A 24,657-nucleotide genomic window follows, 5' to 3' on the forward strand; every position below is an offset into this window, starting at 1 on the left:
CAGATGAGCAGTCCGTTCGAGGTCATCGAGGTGGGTGGCATTCCGTTTGCCGCGACCAATCTCGAGAGAGCTACCGATTGGGTGGTCAACGACAGACGAGAGGGAGCCGGAACCGGAGTCTCCGTGAGGTTGTCGAATTCCTACTGCGTGTCGGCGGCGCACAGTGATCGCGACTACTCCGCGGTTTTGAAGGGTCCCGGTGTGAACTTCGCAGACGGAACCCCGGTCAGCTGGGTGATGCGCCTGATCGGCGGCACCGCCGATCACGTCGGTGTTCGACCAGTCCGGGGTCCGTCGTTCTTCGAGGCCACCCTGGACAAGGGACGCCGCTACAGCCTTCGTCACCATTTTGTCGGCACGACAGAAGAGACGTTGAGTCTCTTGACGGATCGAGTCGAGGAGTTATACCCGGGAATCAAGGTGGCCGGCACATATGCCCCGCCGTTTGCCGGGTTCAGCAAGGAGTTCGTCGACGACATCATCACGAAGGTCGATCCGACGTCACCGGACATCGTGTGGGTCGGTCTGGGTGCGCCGAAGCAGGACTTTGTTACGAAGGCGATAGCGGATCGAACCGACTACGTGGCCGTCGGTGTCGGCGCGGCCTTCGACTTCTTGGCCGGAACTGTTTCGGAGGCACCATCTTTCGTCCAGAACTCGGGTTTCGAGTGGTTGTATCGACTTGTATCCGAACCCAAACGTCTGTGGCGGCGCTACCTGTTCGGTAACTCGACATTCATACGGCTGGCATCACGTGACATACGAAAAGTCTTCGGCCGTTTGGGGGGACGCGCATGAGCGAGATCAAGACTGCCGAGCGATTCGGAGGACTACGGACCACAACCGTGGTTTCGCAACTATCAGGCGGGCTGTCCCGCAACGGAAGGAACGCAGGATGAAACGCGCACTGATTACCGGAATCACGGGGCAGGACGGCTCTTACCTTGCCGAGTTGCTGCTCTCCAAAGGCTACGAGGTTCACGGACTGATCCGTCGATCCTCGACGTTCAACACTTCGAGGATCAACCACATCTACGTTGACCCGCACGATGCGGATGCTCGACTTTTTCTTCACTACGGTGACCTCAGTGACGGAGCGCGCCTGGTGACACTACTCGCGCAGATCAAGCCGGACGAGGTGTACAACCTCGCTGCGCAGTCTCACGTCAGGGTCAGCTTCGACGAACCCGAACACACCGGGAACACCACTGGCGTCGGGTCGATCCGACTACTCGAAGCGGTTCGGATGGCCGGACTCGACTGCCGGTTCTACCAGGCGTCGAGTTCCGAGATGTTCGGTGCCACACCGCCACCGCAGAACGAGGAGACACCGTTCTACCCACGTTCGCCCTACGGTGCAGCGAAGGTGTACTCGTACTGGATCACCAAGAACTATCGTGAGGCATACGGGATCTTCGCTGTGAACGGAATTCTGTTCAATCACGAATCCCCGAGGCGTGGTGAGACATTCGTGACGCGGAAGATCACGCGCGCGGTCGCACGCATCCAGGCAGGTATCGAGGATCATCTGTACATGGGCAATCTCGATGCGATTCGCGACTGGGGATATGCGCCGGAGTACGTGGAGGGAATGTGGCGCATGCTGCAGGTCGACGAGCCTGAGGATTTTGTGCTCGCCACCGGTGGCAACTACTCGGTGCGCGACTTCCTGACCGTCGCGTTCGAACATGCAGGTCTGAACTGGGAAAACCACGTTCGATTCGACGAACGGTATCTTCGGCCGACCGAGGTGGACGCACTGATCGGGGATCCGAGTCATGCCGAGCGCAAACTCGGTTGGAAGGCCGGCGTGCACACACCCGAACTGGCCCGGATCATGGTCGAGGCAGACATCGAAGCGCTCGAACACGAAGGGCGACCGTGGATCGACACTCCGGCACTTCCCGACTGGTCGGCGACGCGATGAGTGATTCATTCGCAGCGCGACCACTCGATCGAGGCGCACCGTTCTACGTGGCCGGCCACCGAGGTCTGGTCGGCTCTTCGGTGTGGCGACACCTGGAATCTGCGGGCTTCACCAGGTTGCTCGGAAAGACGTCGGCCGAACTCGATCTACGTGACCGGGAAGCTGCTTTCGATTTCTTCGCCCGCGAAAAGCCGACCAACGTGATCCTCGCAGCAGCAAAAGTTGGGGGGATTGCGGCGAACAGCACTTTCCTCGTCGACTTCCTGTCGGAGAATCTGCGCATCCAGGTGAACGTGCTCGACGCTGCCCTCGCACACGGCGTCGAGCGTCTCCTGTTCCTCGGATCATCTTGCATCTACCCGAAATTGGCACCGCAACCGATCAAGGAGGAATACCTGCTCACCGGGCATCTCGAGCCGACCAACGACGCCTATGCAATAGCAAAGATCGCGGGAATACTCCATGTTCAAGCTGCCAGGCGGCAGCATGGTCGCCCCTGGATCTCAGCTATGCCCACCAACCTGTACGGCCCGGGAGACAATTTTTCGCCGCACGGATCGCACGTACTTCCCGCCCTCGTTCGGCGTTACGACGAGGCGCAGTCGTCGGCAGTCCAGTCGGTTGTCAACTGGGGGAGTGGCAATCCGCGACGTGAATTCCTGCATGTCGACGACTTGGCGTCGGCGTGTCTGCATCTGCTCGACAACTACGACGGTGCATCGCATGTCAACGTCGGAACCGGCGAGGACCACACAATTCGTGAGATCGCTTCGATAGTCGCCACGGAGGTCGGATACACCGGAGAGACGCGGTGGGACACCTCGAAGCCGGACGGAACGATGCAGAAACTGCTGGACGTGAGCATGATTCGGAAACTCGGATGGCGGCCGACAATCGGATTGCGCGAAGGAATCGCGTCGACGATCTCGTGGTACCGCGACAACATCGGTGCCGTACGTACCTGAATCACTTTTCCCATCAACACACTTCGCACACTCTCGAGAAAGCAGATCGAGCAACATGAGCACTCGCATAGCAGTATTCGGCACGGGATACCTGGGCGCGACACACGCGGCCTGTATGGCCGAACTCGGTCACGAGGTCCTCGGAGTGGATGTCGATGCGGCAAAGCTGGAGAAACTGGCAGCAGGTGAAGTTCCGTTCTACGAGCCAGGGTTGGGCGAGGTCCTACGAAACAACATCGATCGAGGGCGACTGAAGTTCACGTCGTCGTACGAGGAAGCCGCAGAATTTGCGGACGTGTTCTTCCTCGGGGTCGGGACGCCGCAGAAGAAGGGTGAGTTCGCCGCGGACATGGTCTACGTGGATGCCGTGATCGAGACTTTGGCGCCGCTGCTCACCAAGCCCGCGGTCATCTTCGGCAAGTCCACGGTACCGGTGGGAACCGCGGAACGGCTCGGTAAGCGCGCGCGGGAACTGGCACCGATCGGTGACAGCGTCGAAGTCGCGTGGAATCCCGAGTTTCTGCGTGAAGGATTTGCCGTCCAGGACACGTTGCACCCGGACCGACTTGTGCTCGGAGTCGATCGAAATGTCCGCGGTCGAGCGGAATCTGTTGCGCGCGAAGTTTATGCAGAGCTCATCGATGCGGAGATTCCGTTTCTCGTCACGGACCTTGCGACGGCGGAGTTGGTGAAAGCGTCAGCGAACGCTTTCCTGGCCACCAAGATCTCGTTCATCAACGCCATCTCCGAAGTGTGCGAGGCCGCTGGCGCCGACGTCACAGTGCTTGCCGACGCGATCGGGCACGACGTTCGGATCGGACGTCGATTCCTCAACGCGGGAATTGGTTTCGGCGGAGGGTGTTTGCCGAAGGACATCCGCGCCTTCATGGCTCGCGCCGGTGAACTCGGTGCCGATCAAGCACTGACGTTCCTGCGCGAAGTCGACAACATCAATATGCGCAGACGTACACGCATGGTCGAACTGGCGCGGGAGGCATGCGGATCGCTTCTCGGTGCGAGAGTCGCAGTTCTGGGTGCCGCGTTCAAACCGGACTCGGACGACGTTCGTGATTCGCCGGCGCTCAACGTCGCGGGTCAGATTCAGCTCCAAGGTGCTGCAGTGAACGTGTACGACCCAAAGGCCATGGACAATTCGCGCGCGCTGTTCCCGACGCTGACCTACTCGGCAAATGCATTGGAGGCCTGCGAAGGTGCCGATGTCGTCCTGGTATTGACCGAGTGGCCCGAATTCTTGAAGTTGCAGCCGTCCGATCTCGATTCGGTGGTTCGCAAGAAAGTGATCGTCGACGGGCGCAATTGCCTTTCCCACGACGAGTGGCGAGGCGCAGGTTGGAACTACCGCGGACTGGGACGCCCGTGAGCACAGGACGTCTCGTCCGTCGCAGCTGATCTATATCGAAATGAGAAAGCCCGGTTCGCCCTCGCGGTCCGACCGGCAAAGACCGCTCAGACCCGCAGTGGACATGCGTGAGCCGAAGGAGACATCAAGATGGAAATTGTCGACTACCTGAAGATATTGCAAGCCAGATGGCGAATAGTCGCTGCTGTAACCGTGCTCGGAATCCTGGGAGCCCTTTGCGCTTCTCTTCTTTCGACGCCCGTTTACCAGGCCTCGACGAGGCTGTTCGTTTCGACGTCGGCGGGTACCTCGGTCAACGAGGCACTACAGGGCAGTCAACTTTCACAGCAGCGAGTTCTGTCCTATACAAAACTCCTGACCGGCCGAACACTCGCACAGCGGACGATCGACGAACTGGGACGGAGGGTGGTCGGCGGGATGTCGGCTGACGAGTTGGCCTCCAAGGTCACTGCGACGTCGGCGCCCGACACTGTGTTGATCGACCTCGCAGTCAAGGACGCGTCACCGGAACTCGCACGCGAGATCGCGAACACTCTCTCATCCGAATTCGTGGCATTGGCAAAGGAACTGGAGACACCCGAGAACGGCGGAACACCGCCTGCACGTGTGGTCGTCGAACAGCAGGCTCAACAGCCGACTGTTCCGGTGTCACCCAAGACTTCGCGCAACCTCGCGCTCGGCGCGGTGGCGGGACTGGTTGTGGGGATCGCGCTTGCGTTGATTCGTGATCGACTCGACAACACGGTGAAAGATCGTCGAACTGTAGAAGAGATCGCGGGTTCGGCGATGGTGGGCACGATCCCGTTCGACAAGGACGTCGAAGTCAATCACGCGATCGCTTTCAGTGACGGAAGTTCCGTGAGTGCCGAAGCCTTCCGTGAGTTGCGCACCAACCTTCAGTTCCTCGAGGTGGACCATCCACCGCGTGTCATCGTCGTCACGAGTTCGCTTCCCTCCGAAGGTAAGACGACCACGGCCGTGAACATCGCTCTCGTCTTGGCGGAGGCCGGCAAATCAGTGTGCCTGATGGAAGGCGACCTCCGGAAGCCGCGAGTATCGAAGTATTTGGGATTGCTCGGAAGTGTCGGCGTCAGTTCGGTGCTCTCCGGTCAAGCGACGCTGGACGATGTGCTTCAGCCGACCGAGTTCGACGGGCTGACAGTGCTCGCCTCCGGACCGATCCCGCCGAACCCGAGCGAACTACTCGGCACGGACACGGCCAAACATGTTCTCGAGGAACTGCGGGCGCGATACGACTACGTCATCATCGACGCCTCGCCGTTGCTACCCGTCACGGATGCCGCGGTCCTGGCCGCGATGTCGGACGGTGCCCTGGTGATCGCCCGACACGGCTCCACGAAACGCGATCAACTGGCGCGCGCGGTCGGAAACCTACAGAGTGTGGGTGCGCACGTCCTGGGCACTGTCATCACGATGACGCCGTCTCGCGGAGGCAATGCGTACGAGTACAGCTACTACTACGAGTCGGACAAGTCGCTACCGCAGTTGACCGCGGTGCCCGCGCTCAACGCTCACCGAAGCGAAGTCGGCTGAGCAGCGGGCCGAGGAGATCGGCGATCTCGAGTCCGATCTCGTGAAACACGTTCTCTTCCTTACCCATCGGATCCATGACGTCCTCGGGTTCGGTGGCACGAAATCGGGGTCTGGCGGCGGCGAGGTCCTCGACAGTTCCTGCATCTGCGAGCGAGCCCAACCGTGCGGCTTCTCGAAGTGTGAACGTGCGCTTGAGCCGCGCCGGAGCCATCGCCAGGACTTTGTCTCGCTGACTTTCGGTCATCGTGAGAATGAGGTCGGCGTCCGAGGCCAGCGCTGTTGTCATGCGTCGGGCTTGAAACTCCGTGGGGTCGCCGCCGAGCCCCGCGAGAACCCTCGCAGCAGTCGGCTCGATCGGGTGTCCGACCATCGCCCGGGTTCCGGCACTCGACGCGGTGAATCCGGTGACCCCGGCTTCGGCGGCATAAGCACGTGCAAGGCGTTCGCCCGTGGGTGATCGGCAGATGTTTCCCGTACAAACGAAGAGAACGTGCATGGCAGAAGCATAGGTTGCACACGCGACGCACTCGTCGTACGCCCGATGTTGGTTTCGCGCCCACCTGGCGTACGCGTTTCGGAAAGTTCGGACGCATACCAACAACACATGAAGATGACCGTGTTCGGAACGGGATACCTGGGGGCGACCCACGCAGTGTGTATGGCCGAACTTGGCCACGACGTGCTGGGAGTCGACATCGACCAGTCCAAGGTCGACAAGTTGTCTCGTGGGGAGGTCCCGTTCTTCGAGCCGGGTCTGACCGACATGCTGGAGAAGAATCTGGCGTCGGGTCGGCTGCAGTTCACGACTTCCTACTCCGATGCCGCGGATTTTGCGGACATCCATTTCGTCGGTGTGGGGACGCCCCAGAAGAAGGGGGAGTACGCCGCAGATCTGAGTCATGTTCATTCGGTGATCGACATGTTGGCGCCGTTGTTGCGAAAGCCTTCGCTGATAGTCGGGAAGTCGACGGTGCCGGTAGGCACGGCAGCGGCTCTCGGCGAGCGACTCCGAGCGACTGCGCCGGCGGGTGGCTCGGTAGAGGTGGCCTGGAATCCGGAGTTCCTGCGTGAAGGACACGCGATCGCGGACACCTTGAGCCCTGACCGGTTGGTTCTGGGGATCGATCGTGACCGGCCGGGAAACGCCGAAGGCGTTCTTCGCGAGGTGTATGCCGAGATACTGGACGCGGGGGTGCCCTTCCTCGTGACCGATCTGGCGACGTCCGAGTTGGTCAAAGGATCTGCGAATGCGTTTCTCGCGACCAAGGTGTCCTTCATCAATGCGATTGCGGAGGTGTGCGAGGCGACCGGGGCCGACGTCACGATGTTGGCCGACGCTCTCGGGTACGACGCTCGGATCGGTAGACGGTTCCTCAATGCGGGCTTGGGGTTCGGCGGTGGTTGCCTGCCGAAGGACATTCGGGCGTTCATGGCACGCGCCGGGGAGTTGGGTGTCGACCAGGCGCTGTACTTCCTCCGCGAGGTCGACAGCATAAACATGCGACGACGGACAAAAGCTGTGGAACTGGTGACGGCAGCCTGCGATGGCAGTTTGCTGGGAGCTAACGTGTCGGTGCTGGGAGCCGCGTTCAAACCCGAATCCGACGATGTGCGCGATTCGCCTGCGCTCAACGTTGCAGGAATGATGCAGTTGCACGGGGCGGCGGTCACCGTTTTCGATCCGAAGGCAATGGATAATTCTCGCCGACTGTTTCCCACCCTTCACTACGCAACCTCCACGTCAGAAGCTTGCAGGAATGCTGATGTGGTCTTGATCGCCACTGAATGGGACGAGTTCGCCTCACTCGTGCCCGGCGATTTGGAACCGCTCGTTCGGCGGCGGGTGATCGTTGACGCCAGAAATTGCCTCGATCCGGACCTGTGGCGCGCCGCCGGTTGGAACTATCGCGGATTGGGGCGGTAGGTCGAACGTCCAGGTAGCGAAAAAATAGCTGCGAGAAGGCCTTAGGTGAGATGCGCGAACCTCGCAGACCATGCCCAGTGGGTAGACTTCCGGCCGGGGAATGACGGGGTCTGGTGACGGAACCCGTCGACGGTCGACGAAGGTGGATCATGAACTTGGTTTTGGGTGTGACGGTGGGAGCCAGCGCTGTGCGTTTGGCGCGCCCGGGGACGCCCGACCACAGTGGTCCGGTGTTCCGATCCAGAGCGGTCGATCGAGGCCGCGAGATTCCGGAGGAAGTCGCAGCGGAGGCAACCGGCGTGGCCTTGACCGAGAATGCCGACCTCGGCAGCAATACGGTCGTCGCCTACCGGGATCAAGCACAGGCCGGAGCACTCCAAGCAGCGTTCGAACAGAAAGGCATCGACAACTTCGAGCTGGTTCCCGAAGTAGTCGCGACGCTTCGAATGCTCGAGGAGTCCGGTGCGTTGACCGACCAGAGCACACTCGTCGTCGTCGACATCGGTAGTTCTGGATCGACGATCAGCATCGTGGACAGGCAGATGCGGTCTACCGTCGTCACCGCCCGGTCGACGCGGGTCAGTGGAGATCACTTCGACGAGCTCGTCTACTCGGATCAGACCGTGCGTCGCCGTATAGCTACGCCGGCCGACCCGGGCGGCGATGCCGAACTGCAGGCGCGATGCCGACTCGCGAAGGAACAGCTGTCCTCACGAAGTGCGGTGTGCCTGCCCGGCCCCGGCGGGCTTCTCCTGCTGTCGCGGGAAGTTTTCGATTCGTTGGTCGTCACGTCGGTGGAGGCCTTCGCACGCGAGATACGAGAGGTCATCGCAACGTCCGGCCGTAACCCCGACGCGATTCTCCTGATCGGTGGCGGTGCACGCATTCCGATCGTGCGGGCGACCCTCGCCGCGTGGCTGGAGTGCCCCCTCATCGCGCCCGAGCAGCCGGAACTCGTGACTGCGCAAGGCGCTGCGCTGATCGCGGAGTCGTCGATGACGCCATCGGCGCGCGCGGTATCTGCCCCGGTTCAGGTTCCGGCTGTAGCGCCGATCTTTGCGCCGTATCCGATCCACACCCCGGCGGAGGTACCCGTTCCGGTTCAGGCGTTCAGCCACGGAGGGGTGGCAACGCTCGCGGAATCGGAGCGGCCGAATGCCTTGTCCGAAGCCGCTTCCGGTACGAAGTCCGTTCCGCAGGAACAGGTGCCGAGCCCTTACGCGGCGGAACTGCCTCAGCCGCGACCGAACCGACACGAGCAACGATTCGATCCGGCCGCAGATCTCGTGGTCGCCGACAGCGACCCGGCCACGGACGGATTCGGCACAGAACGTGACGCCGACACCGAGGCCGTGATGGTTGACGCCCAGGCGTACTCGGCGATGTACGAAGGCGAGGGACCCGGGGCAGGAACCGCACACCCGTCCTGGCTCGCCGGGACACAACCCGTTGAATCGACATCCAAAGAGCCGAGAAACCCGCTACGGTTCGCGGGCCTCGGCGCCGGTGTGATCGCGGCGATCGTGATCGTGGGGCTGGGATTGGGCTACGGAGGAAAGGTCTTCGATTCCGAGGACGCCGGACCCGTGGCAACCGAGGTGACCACGACGGCACCGACGACCACGACTACTCCGCCGCCTACGACCACAACGACCCCGCCCCCGACGACGACGGAGGAAGCCCCTCCGGTCGTCGAGGCTCCGCCAGTCGTGCAGGACACTTACGTGCCTCCCGCGCCCGCGCCCGCGCCGCCACCGCCGGCGATCTACATCCCGGGGCTTCCGCCGATTCTGCTGCCGGTCCTCCCACCGATTCCCGGACTCTGAGGCTCGCTTTCAGCGTTTGGAGTGTCGGCCACCTGACGTGGGGCCGGCCTTGACCGCGCTACCGGGCGGACGGGCGAGAATCACGGCGATGGCAGTGGTGAGTGGAACCGAAAGCGCCAGGGCTATTCCGCCGACAGCGGACCTTACGATCTCGATTGCGACGGCGTCACCGACCAGGACGTCCTGAAGAGGGCGCCCGCTGACGCTGAAGAGCAGTAGCAGTGGCAGCGCCCCACCCGCGTACGCGAGAACCAAGGTGTAGACCGTGCTGGCGATGTGATCACGTCCGACCCGCATCGCACCGCCGAAGACTTTTCGACGGGACGCATGCTTGTCGAGTTCGGCCAACTCGAATGCCGAGGATGCCTGGGTGATGGTGACGTCGTTGAGAACGCCGAGCGAGCCGATGATGAAGCCCGCCAGCAGCAGGCCGGTGATGTCTATGTGCTCGATATAGGTCTGAACATTGGTGTTCTGCTCTTCAGACAAACCGGTGAGGTGTGTCAGTTCAATGCAGAGGTAGGAGAGAACCGCGGCGAGCACCATGGCGGCAAGGGTGCCGAGCAAAGCAGAACTGGTCTTGAGTGAGACCCCGTGCGCCAGATAGAGAACCGCGTACAAGATCACCGCCCCGGCGACCAGCGCAACCGGTATCGCAGGCTTGCCGTCGAGCAGAGCGGGTAGGAGAAACCCGACGACTACGCCGAAGGCGATCACCAGGCCGACGAGTGCGCGCAGCCCTCTCCACCGTGCGACTGCGATGATGACGACGGCGAACGCGATGACGATCAACGCCAGCGGGAGCCCACGCGAATAGTCTTCGAAGGAGTACTGCGTGTTTCCGTTCGGGTCGGTCTGACGCACCAGGCGAATGTGGTCACCCACGCGAAGGTCCGGCTGACCGGCGCCCGGAATGACCTCGAGCAATGTCTTCGTTCCGGCATTCGGCCCGGATTCGATATCGACGATACTTCGCTGGCACTGGTAGGCGGAGGTAGGCGGCGGTTGCGGGGCACCGACGAATACCCTTCCGGCAGAGGAACTTCCGCAGTCACCGAGATCCTGCATCGTGACGGTGCCCGCCTCGGTTTCCACCGAGCTGCCGTCGGCATTCTGGAAGGGGAGTGGGACGGGAATGGTGTTCTTGTCCGGCCACAGTGCGACAGCTGCCGCGACGACGACCATGCCGATGACGACGAGCAACCCGATGACGACGCGTGATGCGGTGGGGCCGATCTGAATGGGGCCACCGTGGCCATGGCCGTGACTCATCGGAAACTGAGTGTCGGACTGGGGATTTGCACCGGTGCAATGTTATCGGCTCCGAAGCGAATGGTCAGCTTCTGACGGCAGTGTCGGTGAAAGGCAGTGTCGCTGCAAGGCAGAGTCGGCGAAAACCGGTGCTACCGATGAGGGGTTGTGAAACTGGGATTGGTCGAGCTGGGTGGCGGGGAACAGGGGGGGTTGTCCCCGCCACCAACCTGGTATCCACAGGGGGGGGAGGGATACCAGGTGCTCGCGGCACCGAAGTGCTGCTAACTAATGTACCCAATTTCAAACCGATTTGGCGCGTTGTCCAACTACCAATTTCACAACGAATCACGTACCGGTTGGACCGTTTTCACATCGGGGCAGGTCACTAAATAGTTAAAGAGTCAATCAAACCGCCTGGTTTGCGAAAAATGTGACCAAGGTCGCACAAATGCCCCGCAGTTTTACGTTTACGGGGCATTTGTACAACGAATTGTTTACTCGATTTCAGCCGGATTCAGCGTGAGAATCTACTGTTTGTAACTGGTGAGGAAGTTGCCGAATCGCTCGATGGCCACGGCGAGATCTCGGGCCCACGGAAGGGTGACGATCCGAAGGTGATCGTGATTCGGCCAATTGAACCCGGTGCCTTGAACCATCAGGATCTTCTCCTGGAGAAGCAGGTCCTGAACCAATTTCTCGTCGTCGTGGATCTCGTAGACGTTCGGATCCAGACGAGGGAACGCGTAGAGCGCGCCGCGAGGCTTCACACACGAAACGCCCGGAATCATGTTCAATCGCTCCCAAGCGACGTCGCGCTGCTCGAGCAGGCGGCCGCCGGGCAGGATCAGGTCTTCGATGCTCTGGTGACCGCCGAGGGCGACCTGAATGGCGTGCTGTCCGGGGACGTTGGGGCACAGACGGGTCGACGCCAAGAGATCGAGTCCCTCGAGGAAGCCGGCCGCGTGATCCTTCGGGCCCGTGATCGCCACCCAGCCGGAGCGGTAGCCGGCGACGCGGTAGGCCTTCGAGAGGCCGTTGAACGTCAGGCACAGCAGATCAGGGGCAAGTGTTGCCAGCGAGATGTGCTTGGCGTCGTCGTAGAGGATCTTGTCGTAGATCTCGTCGGCGAGCAGCAGAAGCTGATGCTTGCGTGCCAGATCGACCAACTGCTGCAGAACCTCCATCGAGTACACCGCACCCGTGGGGTTGTTCGGGTTGATGACGAGGAGAGCCTTGGTCTTGTCGGTGATCTTGGATTCGATATCGGCGATATCGGGATTCCAGTCGTTGGCCTCGTCGCAGAGATAGTGGACGGGCGTCCCTCCGGACAAGCTCGTCATCGCAGTCCACAGGGGGTAGTCCGGTGCTGGGATCAGAACCTCGTCGCCGTTGTTGAGGAGGGCCTGCATGGTCATCGTGATCAGCTCGGAAACACCGTTGCCGAGGTAGATGTCGTCGACGTCGAGCTCGGGGAAGCCGGGAACCAGCTCGTAACGCGTCACGATTGCGCGCCGCGCCGACAGAATGCCCTTCGACTCCGAATAGCCCTGTGCATAGGGCAGGGCGGCGATCATGTCCCGCATGATCACATCGGGGGCGTCGAATCCGAACGGTGCCGGGTTGCCGATGTTGAGCTTGAGGATCCGGTGTCCTTCCGCCTCCAACCGGGCGGCATGCGCGTGCACCGGTCCACGGATTTCGTACAGGACGTTCTGGAGCTTCGACGACTGCTCCAGCTCGCGCTGCGGCTGACGGTGGCGGACGGGTTCTGGTGTGCTCACGAGTTACATGATTCCACCACTGTGCAAGTGCATTGTCGGGGACCGTGTCGCACGCCCCGTTGGCTATTGTCGAGCGATGACCCCCAGCGAGCAGATTGCAGCCCCGTACGGATCGTGGACTTCTCCGATCGGAGCAGCTGATCTGGCTGCAGGTGGGCACCCTGTCGAGGGTGGACGATACGTCGGTGACGAGATCTGGTGGGCTGAACTTCGTCCGACCGAGGGTGGTCGGACCTCGATCCGTCGATCTGGTCTCGACAACCAACCCGTCGACATCCTCCCCGCGCCGTGGAACGCGCGTACCAGGGTTCACGAGTACGGCGGTGGCGCCTGGACGGTCACCGAGTCCGGAAAACTGGTCTTCAGTGAATTCTCCGATCAGCGGGTGTACATCCTCGAAGGAGTCACTCCACGGGCTCTGACGCCCGAACCGGCGTCGCCGGCCGCATTGCGATACGCAGACCTGCAGATCGTGAACGGCGAGGTGTGGGCGGTTCGGGAAGCGCACGCGGAGGACGGGGCGATCACTCGCGATATCTGCGCGATTCCGCTGGACGGTTCCGGCAACATCCGCTCGATCGTCGGCGGCTCGGACTTCCTCTCGTCACCGAGGCTTTCGCCGAGTGGAACCAAGATCGCCTGGATCGCATGGAACCATCCGCAAATGCCCTGGGACGGTACCGAACTGAGGGTAGCTCCACTCGTCGACGGCGTCGCTCAGGCGTATTCCGTGCTGATCGGCGGACTTGAAGAGTCCGTCCTGCAGCCGGAGTGGATCACCGACGACGAACTCTACGCAATCAGCGATCGCAGCGGCTGGTGGAACATCTATCGCGTCGGCGGCAAGATCAGCCCGATTTGCCCGGTGAACGCGGATTTCGGTGGCCCGCAGTGGCGCTTCGGTGGGCGCTGGTTCGTCGAACTCGGCAACGGGCACCTTCTCACCGCACGCACCGTCGGAACCGACACGCTGGCGGTACTCGACCCGGCGTCGGGGGAACTGCGCGACATCGCGACCCCGGGTGTCACCAGCATCGGCCTCATGCAGGTTCGCGGAGATCGGTTACTGCTCATCTCGGGAGGCGCGAAACTGGCGGGCGCGCTACGTGAACTGGACCTCGGTACCGGCGAACTCACCGAAATCCGTTCGTCGGTCGAAGAATTGCCCGAGTCTGCCTATCTTCCGGAAGCGCGAGCCGTCGTGGCTCACGGACACGGGCGAGAAGTTCACGCCGTTGCTTATCCGCCGCGCAGTCCGCGATACAAAGGGCCCGACGATGAACTGCCGCCGTATGTCGCGTTTGTTCACGGTGGGCCGACGGCGCACGTCGCACCGGCCCTCAACCTCGTCTACGCCTTCTTCACCAGCCGCGGAATCGGCGTCGTCGACGTGAACTACGGCGGGTCGACCGGTTACGGACGTGAGTACCGTAATCGATTGCGTGGTCAGTGGGGTGTCGTCGACGTGCAGGACGTCGTCACCGCCGTCAACGGGTTGGCCGAGCAGGGGCTTGCCGATCCGGCCCGCCTTGCCATCGAAGGCGGATCCGCCGGTGGTTGGACCGTTCTGGCCGCACTGACGACGTCCGACGTGTTCGCTTGTGGTGCTTCCTATTTCGGCGTGGCTGAACTGGACCTGTTCGTGCAGGAAACTCACGATTTCGAATCGCGTTACGTCGACGGTTTGATCGGCCCGCTGCCGGAATCTGCCGACCTGTACGCGGAACGTGCTCCACTCAACAACGTCGACGGGTTGAACTGCCCGGTGTTGCTTCTCCAGGGTCTCGACGATCCGATCGTGCCACCCTCGCAGGCGGAGCGATTCCGGGATGCTCTGGTGGCCAAGGGCATTCCGCACGCGTACCTGGCCTACGAGGGTGAATCTCACGGATTCCGCAAGCAGTCGACCATCATCAGCTCACGCAACGCCGAGCTGTCCTTCTACGGGCAGGTGCTCGGATTCACTCCACCCGGCATTCCGACGCTCGAGCTGTGGAAGCCTGCGATCAGTAGCTGACGGCCCCGTGGCTGCGCGCGAAGGCCGCCAGGATCCGGCTTGCCACCAGTGACGGGGTCGACAGGTCGGCCCACGTCCACCTCGCGACCTCCCACCCTGCGTCACGGAGTCGGTCTTCGCGGAGCTTCTCGTTCCAGAGCGCGTCCTCGGGGCTGCGACCGGCGGGCACCAGTCGGCCGTACTTGATGCGGCCGTCGAACTCTCCGATGGTGCGCTGCTCACGCCACAGGAAGTCGACGCGGCCGGCAAACCCTCGAGCGTCGTGGATGTCGACCTGGGGTTCGGGGAGCGGCAGGGGTTCGTGCAGGAACAATGCGAGGCTCCGTGATTCACCGACGCTTTCGATACGGGAGTCCATCGCGGTGAGCGCGTGGAGCGCATGTCGATGGCGCGGATGGTTCGGGCTGAGTGCCAGCGAGGCTGCAACCGCGTCCTTGGTCAACCTTGAACGGTGCAACGCTGAATTGCCCACGACGAGAGCCTGTTCGAAAGTGAGTGTCCTCGCGAGATCCGCAACAGTTCGTGCCGGAGTCGTGACGCGCAGCCCATCGACTTCGGTGATCTCGTTGTCCGCCAGCCATGTCGAGTGCACATGACGTCGAGCGGACTTTCGGCCACCACCTCGCCGGTTCCGGGACAGGTGAACGACGTCGAGCGGAGTGTTCCAGAGTTCGAAACCGTGCAGAACCGCAGCCGAGACGTGGCTGACAGTGGCACCGGGTGAAGCGGCGCAGGCCACGGCCTCTGCCCGCAATCGATGTCGTCCGTATGCGTCGAGGCGGGACAGGTGGCCGCTGTCCACGTACGCACCACGATGGATTCTGGCCCAGGTTCCACTAGCGCAGGCCTGTCGGATCTCGGCATCGGTGCGACCGATCGACAGTTGGTCCGGCCTGCGGATGATATGTGTCTGTTCCCCCATGTCGATCGATCTTGCTGCGCCCGGCGCTGGAAAGGAAGCCGTGACCCCGGGGGTGTGGATAGCCGTGAGTGAACACCACTTGTCCACAGTTCGAACCGGTTTCGCGTCGCTGGAGGGGGTGTTCGGTATGGGGAAACGGTGGCAGGTTCCCGGTGTCGCGCTCTAGGAAACCCTTGCGTCCGGAGCGTTCGCGTGCCAGGCTGTTCAACTATGACTACAGGAAAGGCGGACTCCGCCACCGTCGCGTGAGCGCCGCACCGATTCGCTCGTCGGCATCACATCGAGCGACATTGCCCGAGAACTTCAATCTCTTCGATGAAGACAGTCTGGCCCTGGAAAAGATCCGCGACGTGTGGCTCGAACGCGGATTGTGTACTCGTCCTGCTGATCGAAACACCGCAGAAGCCTCTGTCGCGCAACTGTATCGACGCTCCGGGCTCCCGAAACCGGAGTTCGTCTGGGTCCCGTCGCCGTCTGCTGGTTCGGACCTGATCGTCACCGAAGGACTGTCGACCAAGATGTCATTGGACGGCACCGGCCTCGACTGCGCTTCCGGGTATATCGCGAGCATGTTTGCGGCTTCGCGCCGACGCATGGACGCGCGAATCGAATGTCGGAGAACTGGCTGGCAGATGGAACGCCGGCAGGGGGAGCGCCTGATCAGGGCGTCCATTTGGGAATCGTTGCACACCACGCTGTTCGACGGCGTCGCAGCTGCGATACGAACGATGTTGACCCCGGTGGCCGGGGAAGTGACCTGGTACGGGCAGCAGGACGCACATCGAATCGCGTACTACGACACATGCCATCGATTCGGTCTTGCGACCTTCCGCTCGGAAGACCGTGAACTCCTCGACGTGCAGACCGCACTGGCTGACTCGACCGGGTGGTGGTGGGCGTTCGACGACGCATGCATCATGGCGGAACGACCCACCGCCTTACATGCCGAACCGATACCGGGCAGCGCGCAGGGGGCACGACGCTTGCATCATTCTGATTCCCCCGCAATCGAATTCGTAGACGGTACAAAGGCGTTCGTTCTACACGGAGCGATCGTTCCCGACTGGGTGGTGCTCGATCCCACCGCCGAACGCATCGCACACGAGCGCAACGTCGAGATCCGTCGATGTGCAATCGAGCGGATCGGGTGGGATTCCTACATCGAGCTGGCGGACCTGACACTGGTCGACCAAACCGACGATCCCGGTAACGCCGGTTGCCTCCTGCAGCTCTACGCGTCGCCGGAGGGCTGGGATCGAAGTGGACGGATTCTCCTCGCGGTCAACGGTTCTCTCGAACGCGACGGGCATCGGCGTCGATACGGCCTTCACGTACCCGGATGGTTTACCTCCGCGTTGGATGCCGCCGGATGGACTTACGGCATCACCGGTACCGACTATTCCCGTCTCGTTCGTCGAACCTGAATCTCGAACCCTCTACCCTCAATCCTCAAACCCTGGGTGATACTTATGAACTCGAACATGACCTTGTCCGCTCTCACCAGCCTCACCGGCCTCGATGTCTTCGACTACCTGGACCAGGAAGTGTCCATTCCTGTGATCGACGGACTTCAGGCGCAAGGCGATCTCATCGGGATCCCGTTTTCGCTGCTCGCAAATATCGTGGCGCCTCTGCCATGGACACGCTCTGTGAGAGTGCCGCTCTCCGGCGTGGAACTGCTGCGAAGTGCGGCGGGAGGGAACCCCCACAGTCTGGTTGCAGACGAAGGGGAGTGCACGTGGTCGACGCCGGTGAAAGATGCTCGGGGCCTTGCACTCGGCATGCTCGACACCCGAGTGACCGCGTACCTCATCCACCCGGAGCACGGCGCGACCGGCATCGCTCCGGGACGATACGTCATCGGCCGGCAGCAGGAAAGGGGCGTCGGGCGTGCGCGCGGTGCGGTGATGCTTGTCGCCGATTGACACGCCGGCCTCGAGTTGGCGGGGGAGTGAGCACCACTTGCACAGGGCGAGCACCGGTTTCCGTGTGCTGGACGGTGTGTCGGGTCGAGGGAAAGGGTGCTCGGTCGGCAAAGGCTCCCGCACAAACACGAATGCCCTCACCGTGACGGTGAGGGCATTCGCGTGTGGTGCGCTTACTTCTTGCGGCCAGGAGCCTTCGCGCCGGCCTTGAATCCGAGTCCGCCTGCCTTGGGGGCGGGCGGCGCGGCAGCAGGCGCCGGAGCTTCCGCGGGTGCGGACGCCTCAGCAGGCGCTTCAGCGGGTTCTGCCTTCACAGGTTCGGCCTCGGGAGCCGGGGCCTCTGCAGCCGGCGCCGGGGCCGCAGCGGGAGCTGCCTTCCGGGCACCGGGAGCCTTTGCGCCCGACTTGAATCCGAGTCCGCCGGCCTTGGCAGCAGGCGGAGCCTTCGGGGCTTCCGCCTCGGCGGCCGGAGCCTCTGCCGGTGCAGCCGGAGCCTCTGCCAGAGCCTCTGCCGGAGCAGCAGCAGGTGCTTCAGAAGCAGGAGCAGCCTTTGCACCAGGAGCCTTGGCCCCACCCTTCATCTGCAGTCCCTTGCCGCCGGGAGCCTTGGCCCCGCCTGCCAAGCCGAGACCCTTGGGCTTTGCGACAGGTGCTGCCGGTGCAGCAGCTTCGTCAGCGGGAGCTTCCGCGCTTGCGGCGGGAGCCGCTTTCTTGGCGCCGGGAGCCTTTGCCCCGCCGGCCATTCCGAGCCCCTTGCCGGGTGCCTTGGCACCGGGAGCTTTTGCACCTGGTGCTTTGGCGAGGCCCTTCATGGCCAGACCCTTGCCTGCCGGTGCAGCCTTGGCTTCCGGAGTCGCGGCAGCTTCCTCGACTTCGGCGACCCGATCCTGCTCGACGGTCTCGGCCTTTGCCTCAGCAGCGACCGGTGCCTTCTCGCGTGGGATCACCTTGATGTTCTCGCCGAGCTGGGCGGGATCGAGACGAGTGACGGAGTTCAGCATCAGCTGCGCGACGTCGACGACCTCGACGCCTTCGCCCTGGCCTTGCTCCTGGCGGGCAGTGACGCCGTCGGTGAGCATGACGCGGCAGAACGGGCAACCCGTGGCGATCTTCTTGGGGTTGGTGGAGAGCGCTTCGTCGACGCGGTCGACGTTGATGCGCTTGCCGATGTTCTCTTCCATCCACATGCGAGCACCACCGGCACCACAGCACATGGAACGTTCGCCGTGACGCGGCATTTCGACGAGCTTGGAGCCTGAGGCTTCCATGAGTTCACGGGGAGCGTCGTAAACCTTGTTGTGGCGTCCGAGGAAGCACGGGTCGTGGTAGGTGACGTCTTCGCTCACGGACGCAACCGGGATCAGCTTCTTCTGGCGCACCAGACGGTTGAGCAGCTGAGTGTGGTGCACGACCTCGTAGTCGCCGCCCACCTCCGGGTACTCGTTGCCGAGGGCGTTGAAGCAGTGCGCACAGGTGACGACGATCTTGCGCTTCTTCTGCTCGATACCGTCGAAGACCGAATTGAGCATCTCGATGTTCTGCATCGCGAGCTGCTGGAACAAGAACTCGTTGCCGGCACGACGTGCGGAGTCGCCGGTGCAGGTTTCGTCGGCGCCGAGGACCATGAACTTCACTCCCGCGGTGGCGAGGAGTTCGGCGACAGCCTTGGTGGTCTTCTTGGCACGGTCTTCGTAGGCGCCGGCGCAGCCGACCCAGAAGAGGTACTCGTAGTCCTCGAAGCTGTCGGCGTCCTTGCCGAAGACAGGGATCTCGAAGTCCATCTCGTTGATCCAGTTGAGACGGTCCTTGGAGTTCTGACCCCAGGGGTTGCCCTTGTTCTCGAGGTTCTTGAACAGGCCGGCGAGCTCGGAGGGGAACTCCGATTCGATCAGGACCTGGTAGCGACGCATGTCGATGATGTGGTCGACGTGTTCGATGTCGACGGGGCACTGTTCGACGCAGGCACCGCAGTTGGTGCAGCTCCACAAGGTTTCGGCGTCGATGACCGGGGCCATCTCACCTTCGACGGTTTCACCGACGAGCTTGCGGTCGGCCTCGAGACGTGCGGCCTCGGGGATGGCTGCGAGTGCGGCTTCCTTGATATTGCCTTCGCTGTCGACGAGACCGATCTCGTCGCCGCCCATGTCCTTGCGTCCACCAGCGAGCAGGTACGGGGCCTTGGCGTAGCCGTGGTCACGCAGCGACATGATGAGCAGCTTGGGCGAGAGCGGCTTTCCGGTGTTCCAAGCAGGGCACTGGGACTGGCAACGCCCGCACTCGGTGCAGGTGGTGAAGTCCAGCCAGCCCTTCCAGGAGAAGTCTTCGATGTTTCCGGCGCCGAGAGTGTCGGTGTCGGGGTCGACGTTCTCCATCGTCAGGACTTTGCCCTTGGACATCATGGGCTTTGCCGCGCCGAGCGCGACGGTGCCGTCGTCTTCACGCTTGAAGTAGATGTTGAAGAACGCCGAGAAGCGGTGCCACGCGACGCCCCAGGTGATGTTGCGGCCCACGATCGCGAGCCAGATCATGCCGGTCATCAGCTTCACGAATGCGAACACCGAGATCATGACGGGGCTGGCGGGAAGCAGTTTCGCGACCTGCATGGTGAAGAAGTCGGTCCACGGGTTGGCGTGACCGTAGGTCGCGATCTTGCCTGCCTTGACCATGATCATGCCCAGGCCCTCGAGCAGGACGATGCCTTCGATGACGTAGGCAGCCTTGAAGTTGGAGCCGCCGAAACGGGACAGGCGCGCGGGCAGACGCGGGTGGTTGAGCTGACGGATCACGATCAGCGTGGTGATACCGATGACGGTGCCCAGGCCGAGGATCTCGTCCCACAGGTGCCACGCCCACGTGTTACCGAAGATGGGCCAGTGGAACTCGGGGTTGAACGTCTGGCCGTAGGCCTCGAACCACAGCAGGAACCCACCGAGGAAGCCGACCATGACGAGCCAGTGGGCCCAGCCGACGCTGCGGAACTTGTTCATGCGCGTGTGCGCGATGAACTCGATGATCATCTGCTTGAAGCGAGGGAAGAACGGGCGCCATCGATCGGGTGCCGACTGGCCGATGCGCACGGTGTTGAACATCCTCAGCGCGCCTGAGAGGAAGATGTACCAACACACCAAGCTCAGCAGAGCACCAATCGTGCCCAACGTAATCGTCAGGGCATTCATGTCGCGGCCTTTCGTTTCAGGGCGACGCGTCGGCCACCTCGGGACAGCCCACTGATACTAACCTGCGTTATGTTACCCGCCAGTAACTAGCATTACCAGCCTATAGGTACCGGCTGGTAACCGCTCGTGGCCTGGAGAGATCAATCTTCTGCGTCGGACGGGCTGGGCCAGACGCAGACATGTCTGGTCGTCACGTTAGGCGGTGCCCGTCAGGTGTCCATCTGTCAGGCAGCCCTAACTCGGGTTCTGAGCAGGTGAGAACAACCGACCGGCTGTTATCGTTACGCCCGTCACGCACAGGGGAAACGGGTGGTGTGAGTCATCGACTGACGCCCGCCCGATCCCGGGGAGGATCAAAAATGTTCATTCGAAAAGCTGCGGCCGTCGCAGCGATGACCATTGCCGCTACGGGCATCGCTGCAGGTACTTCTTACGCAGCTCCGGAGACGTCACCCGACGTTTCGTACACCGCCGAGGTCGTCGACCAGGCCGTTGTCACCACCATCGACGCCGGAGCATTCCGGGTCTCGGGCGACGGAACTCACGTCGACTTGCAGAACAGCCAGGGCGCAACTCTCGTGAGCCTTCCGCTCGCGTTCAACCTCGGCGACGTTCAGTTCCCGTTCGACGAGACCGTCAGTGAGGACGGCAAGACCCTCACCCTCAAGCCGAACCTGGACCCGGCCAGCTCCAAGCCGAAGCCGGTCGCTGCCGAGTTCACCCCGGTTGCTTCGCCTGACGAGGATCAGAAGGCAATCGAGAAGTTCCAGTCACAGCTCGGGCTTGCCACGCAGATCGGTAGCCTCACCGGCACGATCGTCGGGGCGGTCATCGGTTGCATCGTGGGTCTGGCCGGCCTGGTCGTCGGCTGCCTGCCCGGCTTTGTCACAGGGGCCGGTATCGGTGGAGTCGCCGGTACCATCCTCGCCGGCGGCGGAACCGCCGTCGTCGCGGGCTTGGACCTGATCAAGGTTCTGAACGCTCCGGCTGGAACAACTCTCTTCCAGTAGAACGTCACGAACGCCGAAACGGGCGCCACACCTTCAGAAGGTGTGGCGCCCGTTTTGCTGTCTCGAGGAATGCGTGTGATCAGAAGTCGCGAACCTTCAGGCCTGGGTTGGCGGCGAGGATGTCGTTGATCGGCGTCGCGTACTGGGTCGGGGCTTCTTGCCCGAACAGTGTCTCTGCCTGAGCGATCTCGCACAGGGGAGAGGTGGCGACGTTGGACGCACTCGTGATGCCCACTGCCAACGTTCCGGAGACGATCGGGCCACCGCTGTCACCCTGCAGGACGCAGATGTTGGTGGTGAAGCCGTTGTCGAGGGTGTGATCCAAAACCTTTGCGACGCGGTTGACGCCAGTGACGACGCCGCAGCTGAAGCCTGTGGTCGATCCTGCCTTGCAGACCGGGGCGCCCACGACAGGATCGGCGGTACCGGTGATGTTGACCGAGCGGTTGAACGGGACCCGCACGCTGTTGTTCTCGAAGCGGTACTTCGCGTTGTCGTCGATGTTGATGATCGAGTAGTCGCGCCCGTCGAAGCTGCTCTTGGCGAAGTACCCGACGCGGGGCCCGGTCTGGTTGTTCACCATCGGGAAGACCTGGCTGGAGTTCGAGGTGCCGGCAGCGGCACGGTTGGGATCGCAGTGACCGGCGCTGATGTTGACTGTGCGTCCTGAACCGTCGGTGCCGTTGAAGCCGAATGAACAACGCAGTCCTGTGTTACCGGAGGTTGCGCCGAAGGCGTCTCCGCCCAGTGCAGCGTCGCCGGTTGCGGATCCGGTTGCGGGGATGAGGTCCGCGACGATCGGGGGAACCAGTAGCGGAGCAGCGGTATGGACGACGGTCCGCTTCAGGAATTCAGGCAATTCGATGCCGGCGGCAGGATCGGCCGTGAGGGCGACTCCGTTGCCGACGACGTCGACGGCGATGCCACGCACGAGGTCTGCGACCTCGGCAGGCTGCGAATCGAGCCAGGTGTTGAGTGCCGAGAGTTGACCTTGCAGAGCCTGCTCGCTCTGCGCGACGTCCTTGACCTCGAAACCGGCCTTCTCGGCGGCCTCGCGGGCAGCATCCTTGTCGCGACCGTCGGCGAGAGCGACGATGCCCTTGCCGAGGTCGTCGAGCCACACTCCGGCAAAAGAGTCGGGAAACTGGACGCGCGCGATGGCGGCGAACTCCGCGAGCTTCTGCGCGAGTTCGGAACGCGAGACGAACTGGTCGGGCGTCAGCGCCAAGTCGTGCTGTAGGGCTTCGGCGAGTTCGACGGGCAGATGGGCTGCCTGATCGGATACCCCGGATTCGTTCGGTTCTGCGTTCGCGACCGCGGTAATCGGTCCGAGGAGCAGCAGCGCGGCCGAACCGAACACTGCGGCGCGACGTGCGATGGAGCTTCGCATGTGGGCCTTTCCACTTCGTTGACCGCGTACCACCCCCCTGGGAGCACACGGATACGGCTCACGGACTTGTGGTGAGCCGATCACAGTCGACCATGACTATATGGGTTCGAACGCGCTATTCCCACCCGTTACATGAGCAGACAGCGCTGCCCCCGACCGACAACAGCACTGTGCCCGCCGATCGCGAAACGGATCGGCGGGCACAGTGCGTGAATCAGTGGTTGGTCAACCTGCAGTGCGGACGCGGATTCCGGCACCGACACCGCCACCGGAAGCGCGATCTGCCGCGTCGAGGATGTCTCCGACCGGAATACCCAGATTCGAGGTTCCACCGGAGGTCGCCAGTACCAGGTTCGCTTCGTTGCAACTGGGTGCTCCGCTGCTGTTGGAGCCGCTGGTGATGCCCAGAGCCAAGGTTCCGGAGACGATGGCGCCGCCACTGTCCCCGGCGAGGGTGCACGCGGTGCCGGCGAATCCGCGAACGGTTCGTGAATCACCGTCCGCCATGACCAGTTGAGTTTCGACGCGATCGGCTGCCACGACACCACAGGTGAAGGACGACGTCTGGCCGGACTTGCAGATGGGAGCGCCGATCACGGGACGTGCCGTTCCGGTGATCGCGAGGGTGGTCCCGTTGGCACCGCGGACGGCAGCACGGTCGAGGCCCGCGTCGATGCCGGACTGGTCGAACTTGATGACCGAGTAATCGAGATCGCCGGCGTTGTTGCCGACGGAAGACTGTGAGAATGCTCCGATCAACTGACTGTCGTCGACGTTCGCGTGATTCGGCAGGTAGACGGGCGACTTCGAACCCTCGGCCGGATTGCAGTGTCCGGCACTGATATTGAGAGTATTGTTCTGATCGTCGACGGCGTTGAACCCGAACGAGCAGACCGAGATGTTCTCGGTCGGTGTCTCGCGAATGGGGCCTGTCGACGTGATGTAGGTGTCGCCGCCGAGTGCTCCGGGATCAACCGATCCGCCACCGTCCGGGCTGAGAACGATCTTGGTGTTCTCGAGCAGGGTCGGAAGATTGAGCGCCTGCCCGACGGGGCTGTTCGCGACGTCGATGACGACCTGGTTGTTCAGGACGTCGATAGTCGCCGAATTGACTGCGCGTGAGATTTCCTTGGGCAGCCCGGCAATCCATCCGTTGACGTCGGCCAGCGTCTTCTCGAGGGTGTCGGCGGAGACGGGGGCGACGTGCGTGCGGTAACCGTCGTCGGCCGCGATGCGTGCAGCTTCGGTGGTGGTGACGGCTACGACGGGTTGACCGTCGAGTCCCATCCACGAGCCGGCGTAGTCGCCAGGGCGCTCGGACTTGAATTCCTGGGCGTATGCACCGAGTTCCTGAGCTTTGGCAGCGCGGTCCAGATACTCCTGTGGGGAGATCTTCAGATCGCGTGTGATCGCCTCGATCAGCTCAGCCGGAAGCTGATCTGCCCCGAGCTGTTCGACATGCGTGTCGGAGGCGGGCTCTGCCGATGCCGTCGTGGTGAATGGAGCTGCGAGCAGTAGTGCCGAGGCGCCGACCACAGCGGTGCGGATCGCCAACGAGTTACGCATGAAATCCCTTCAAGTCCCCGGCACCGAGCCGGTAGGTAC

General features: G+C 62.6%; 18 protein-coding genes. 11 read left to right on the plus strand and 7 right to left on the minus strand.

What is annotated here, in order from left to right; all coding sequences use genetic code 11:
* The first annotated feature begins 3 nt into the window (after positions 1-3).
* The 5 genes from YH3_RS08390 (at position 4) to YH3_RS08410 (ending at position 5,827) form a co-directional block, all read left to right on the plus strand.
* Positions 4-798 (plus strand): WecB/TagA/CpsF family glycosyltransferase, encoded by a 795-nt coding sequence (locus YH3_RS08390; protein WP_064443242.1) that lies wholly within the window; start codon positions 4-6, stop codon positions 796-798.
* A gap of 97 nt (positions 799-895) precedes the next feature.
* Positions 896-1,927 carry a GDP-mannose 4,6-dehydratase gene (gene gmd / locus YH3_RS08395; RefSeq protein WP_007726640.1) on the plus strand — a complete coding sequence of 344 codons (1,032 nt, stop codon included), beginning with the start codon at positions 896-898 and terminating at the stop codon, positions 1,925-1,927.
* A complete protein-coding gene (locus tag YH3_RS08400; RefSeq protein ID WP_054187595.1) occupies positions 1,924-2,892 on the plus strand; it encodes a GDP-L-fucose synthase in 969 nt (322 codons plus the stop codon). The genes gmd and YH3_RS08400 overlap by 4 nt, the downstream gene beginning before the upstream one ends.
* A gap of 55 nt (positions 2,893-2,947) precedes the next feature.
* Entirely contained in the window at positions 2,948-4,273 is a 1,326-nt protein-coding gene (locus tag YH3_RS08405; RefSeq protein ID WP_064443243.1) for a UDP-glucose/GDP-mannose dehydrogenase family protein, read from the plus strand.
* A 129-nt stretch (positions 4,274-4,402) separates the two neighbouring features.
* Positions 4,403-5,827 (plus strand): polysaccharide biosynthesis tyrosine autokinase, encoded by a 1,425-nt coding sequence (locus YH3_RS08410; RefSeq protein WP_064443244.1) that lies wholly within the window; start codon positions 4,403-4,405, stop codon positions 5,825-5,827.
* Here the strand turns inward: YH3_RS08410 and YH3_RS08415 are convergent.
* Positions 5,799-6,323 (minus strand): protein-tyrosine-phosphatase, encoded by a 525-nt coding sequence (locus YH3_RS08415; protein WP_058038968.1) that lies wholly within the window; start codon positions 6,321-6,323, stop codon positions 5,799-5,801. The genes YH3_RS08410 and YH3_RS08415 overlap by 29 nt on opposite strands.
* Positions 6,324-6,431: 108 nt before the next feature.
* Between YH3_RS08415 and YH3_RS08420 the strand changes: the two genes are divergently transcribed.
* Positions 6,432-7,751, plus strand: a complete 1,320-nt coding sequence (locus tag YH3_RS08420) for a UDP-glucose/GDP-mannose dehydrogenase family protein (RefSeq protein WP_064443245.1) — start codon at positions 6,432-6,434, stop codon at positions 7,749-7,751.
* A gap of 149 nt (positions 7,752-7,900) precedes the next feature.
* Positions 7,901-9,577 carry an Hsp70 family protein gene (locus tag YH3_RS08425; protein ID WP_233405664.1) on the plus strand — a complete coding sequence of 559 codons (1,677 nt, stop codon included), beginning with the start codon at positions 7,901-7,903 and terminating at the stop codon, positions 9,575-9,577.
* A gap of 9 nt (positions 9,578-9,586) precedes the next feature.
* On the opposite strand, the gene YH3_RS08430 is transcribed toward YH3_RS08425, so the two are convergent.
* Both YH3_RS08430 and YH3_RS08435 read right to left on the minus strand, forming a co-directional pair.
* Entirely contained in the window at positions 9,587-10,849 is a 1,263-nt protein-coding gene (locus tag YH3_RS08430) for a YibE/F family protein (protein WP_003943628.1), read from the minus strand.
* 509 nt (positions 10,850-11,358) lie between these two features.
* The gene (locus tag YH3_RS08435) at positions 11,359-12,612 is read right to left on the minus strand and encodes a pyridoxal phosphate-dependent aminotransferase (protein ID WP_003943683.1); all 1,254 of its coding nucleotides are present in this window, start codon (positions 12,610-12,612) and stop codon (positions 11,359-11,361) included.
* Positions 12,613-12,688: 76 nt separating this feature from the next.
* On the opposite strand from YH3_RS08435, the gene YH3_RS08440 reads away from it, so the two are divergent.
* Positions 12,689-14,629: a prolyl oligopeptidase family serine peptidase gene (locus tag YH3_RS08440; RefSeq protein WP_064443246.1), complete on the plus strand. Its 1,941-nt coding sequence runs from the start codon at positions 12,689-12,691 to the stop codon at positions 14,627-14,629.
* Here the strand turns inward: YH3_RS08440 and YH3_RS08445 are convergent.
* Positions 14,619-15,551 carry a hypothetical protein gene (locus YH3_RS08445; RefSeq protein ID WP_064443247.1) on the minus strand — a complete coding sequence of 311 codons (933 nt, stop codon included), beginning with the start codon at positions 15,549-15,551 and terminating at the stop codon, positions 14,619-14,621. The two genes, YH3_RS08440 and YH3_RS08445, sit on opposite strands and share 11 nt — an antisense overlap.
* Positions 15,552-15,796: 245 nt before the next feature.
* On the opposite strand from YH3_RS08445, the gene YH3_RS08450 reads away from it, so the two are divergent.
* Positions 15,797-16,975: a DUF6745 domain-containing protein gene (locus YH3_RS08450; RefSeq protein ID WP_064443248.1), complete on the plus strand. Its 1,179-nt coding sequence runs from the start codon at positions 15,797-15,799 to the stop codon at positions 16,973-16,975.
* Positions 16,976-17,020: 45 nt separating this feature from the next.
* Positions 17,021-17,476, plus strand: a complete 456-nt coding sequence (locus YH3_RS08455; protein WP_064443249.1) for a hypothetical protein — start codon at positions 17,021-17,023, stop codon at positions 17,474-17,476.
* A 173-nt stretch (positions 17,477-17,649) separates the two neighbouring features.
* Here YH3_RS08455 and YH3_RS08460 read toward each other — a convergent pair whose 3' ends face one another.
* Positions 17,650-20,652 (minus strand): (Fe-S)-binding protein, encoded by a 3,003-nt coding sequence (locus YH3_RS08460; RefSeq protein ID WP_064443250.1) that lies wholly within the window; start codon positions 20,650-20,652, stop codon positions 17,650-17,652.
* 359 nt (positions 20,653-21,011) lie between these two features.
* Here YH3_RS08460 and YH3_RS08465 point away from each other — a divergent pair, with 359 nt between their 5' ends.
* A complete protein-coding gene (locus YH3_RS08465) occupies positions 21,012-21,662 on the plus strand; it encodes a glycine zipper family protein (RefSeq protein ID WP_064443251.1) in 651 nt (216 codons plus the stop codon).
* 79 nt (positions 21,663-21,741) lie between these two features.
* Here the strand turns inward: YH3_RS08465 and YH3_RS08470 are convergent, their stop codons facing one another.
* On the minus strand, positions 21,742-23,052 hold the full coding sequence (locus YH3_RS08470) for a S1 family peptidase (protein WP_064443252.1): 1,311 nt from the start codon (positions 23,050-23,052) through the stop codon (positions 21,742-21,744).
* Between the two features lie 225 nt (positions 23,053-23,277).
* A complete protein-coding gene (locus tag YH3_RS08475) occupies positions 23,278-24,618 on the minus strand; it encodes a S1 family peptidase (protein ID WP_064443253.1) in 1,341 nt (446 codons plus the stop codon).
* Positions 24,619-24,657: the final 39 nt, after the last annotated feature.

This window comes from Rhodococcus sp. YH3-3 (genome assembly GCF_001653035.1).
Taxonomy (GTDB): Bacteria; Actinomycetota; Actinomycetes; order Mycobacteriales; family Mycobacteriaceae; genus Rhodococcus_F; species Rhodococcus_F qingshengii.

Excerpts from the sequence above, each read along its gene's own strand:
- YH3_RS08390 (WP_064443242.1), top strand. The coding sequence starts at position 4 with ATGAGCAGTCCGTTCGAGGTCATCGAGGTGGGTGGCATTCCGTTTGCC.
- gmd (WP_007726640.1), top strand. The coding sequence starts at position 896 with ATGAAACGCGCACTGATTACCGGAATCACGGGGCAGGACGGCTCTTAC.
- YH3_RS08400 (WP_054187595.1), top strand. The coding sequence starts at position 1,924 with ATGAGTGATTCATTCGCAGCGCGACCACTCGATCGAGGCGCACCGTTC.
- YH3_RS08405 (WP_064443243.1), top strand. The coding sequence starts at position 2,948 with ATGAGCACTCGCATAGCAGTATTCGGCACGGGATACCTGGGCGCGACA.
- YH3_RS08410 (WP_064443244.1), top strand. The coding sequence starts at position 4,403 with ATGGAAATTGTCGACTACCTGAAGATATTGCAAGCCAGATGGCGAATA.
- YH3_RS08415 (WP_058038968.1), bottom strand. The coding sequence starts at position 6,323 with ATGCACGTTCTCTTCGTTTGTACGGGAAACATCTGCCGATCACCCACG.
- YH3_RS08420 (WP_064443245.1), top strand. The coding sequence starts at position 6,432 with ATGAAGATGACCGTGTTCGGAACGGGATACCTGGGGGCGACCCACGCA.
- YH3_RS08425 (WP_233405664.1), top strand. The coding sequence starts at position 7,901 with ATGAACTTGGTTTTGGGTGTGACGGTGGGAGCCAGCGCTGTGCGTTTG.
- YH3_RS08430 (WP_003943628.1), bottom strand. The coding sequence starts at position 10,849 with ATGAGTCACGGCCATGGCCACGGTGGCCCCATTCAGATCGGCCCCACC.
- YH3_RS08440 (WP_064443246.1), top strand. The coding sequence starts at position 12,689 with ATGACCCCCAGCGAGCAGATTGCAGCCCCGTACGGATCGTGGACTTCT.
- YH3_RS08445 (WP_064443247.1), bottom strand. The coding sequence starts at position 15,551 with ATGGGGGAACAGACACATATCATCCGCAGGCCGGACCAACTGTCGATC.
- YH3_RS08455 (WP_064443249.1), top strand. The coding sequence starts at position 17,021 with ATGAACTCGAACATGACCTTGTCCGCTCTCACCAGCCTCACCGGCCTC.
- YH3_RS08460 (WP_064443250.1), bottom strand. The coding sequence starts at position 20,652 with ATGAATGCCCTGACGATTACGTTGGGCACGATTGGTGCTCTGCTGAGC.
- YH3_RS08465 (WP_064443251.1), top strand. The coding sequence starts at position 21,012 with ATGTTCATTCGAAAAGCTGCGGCCGTCGCAGCGATGACCATTGCCGCT.
- YH3_RS08470 (WP_064443252.1), bottom strand. The coding sequence starts at position 23,052 with ATGCGAAGCTCCATCGCACGTCGCGCCGCAGTGTTCGGTTCGGCCGCG.
- YH3_RS08475 (WP_064443253.1), bottom strand. The coding sequence starts at position 24,618 with ATGCGTAACTCGTTGGCGATCCGCACCGCTGTGGTCGGCGCCTCGGCA.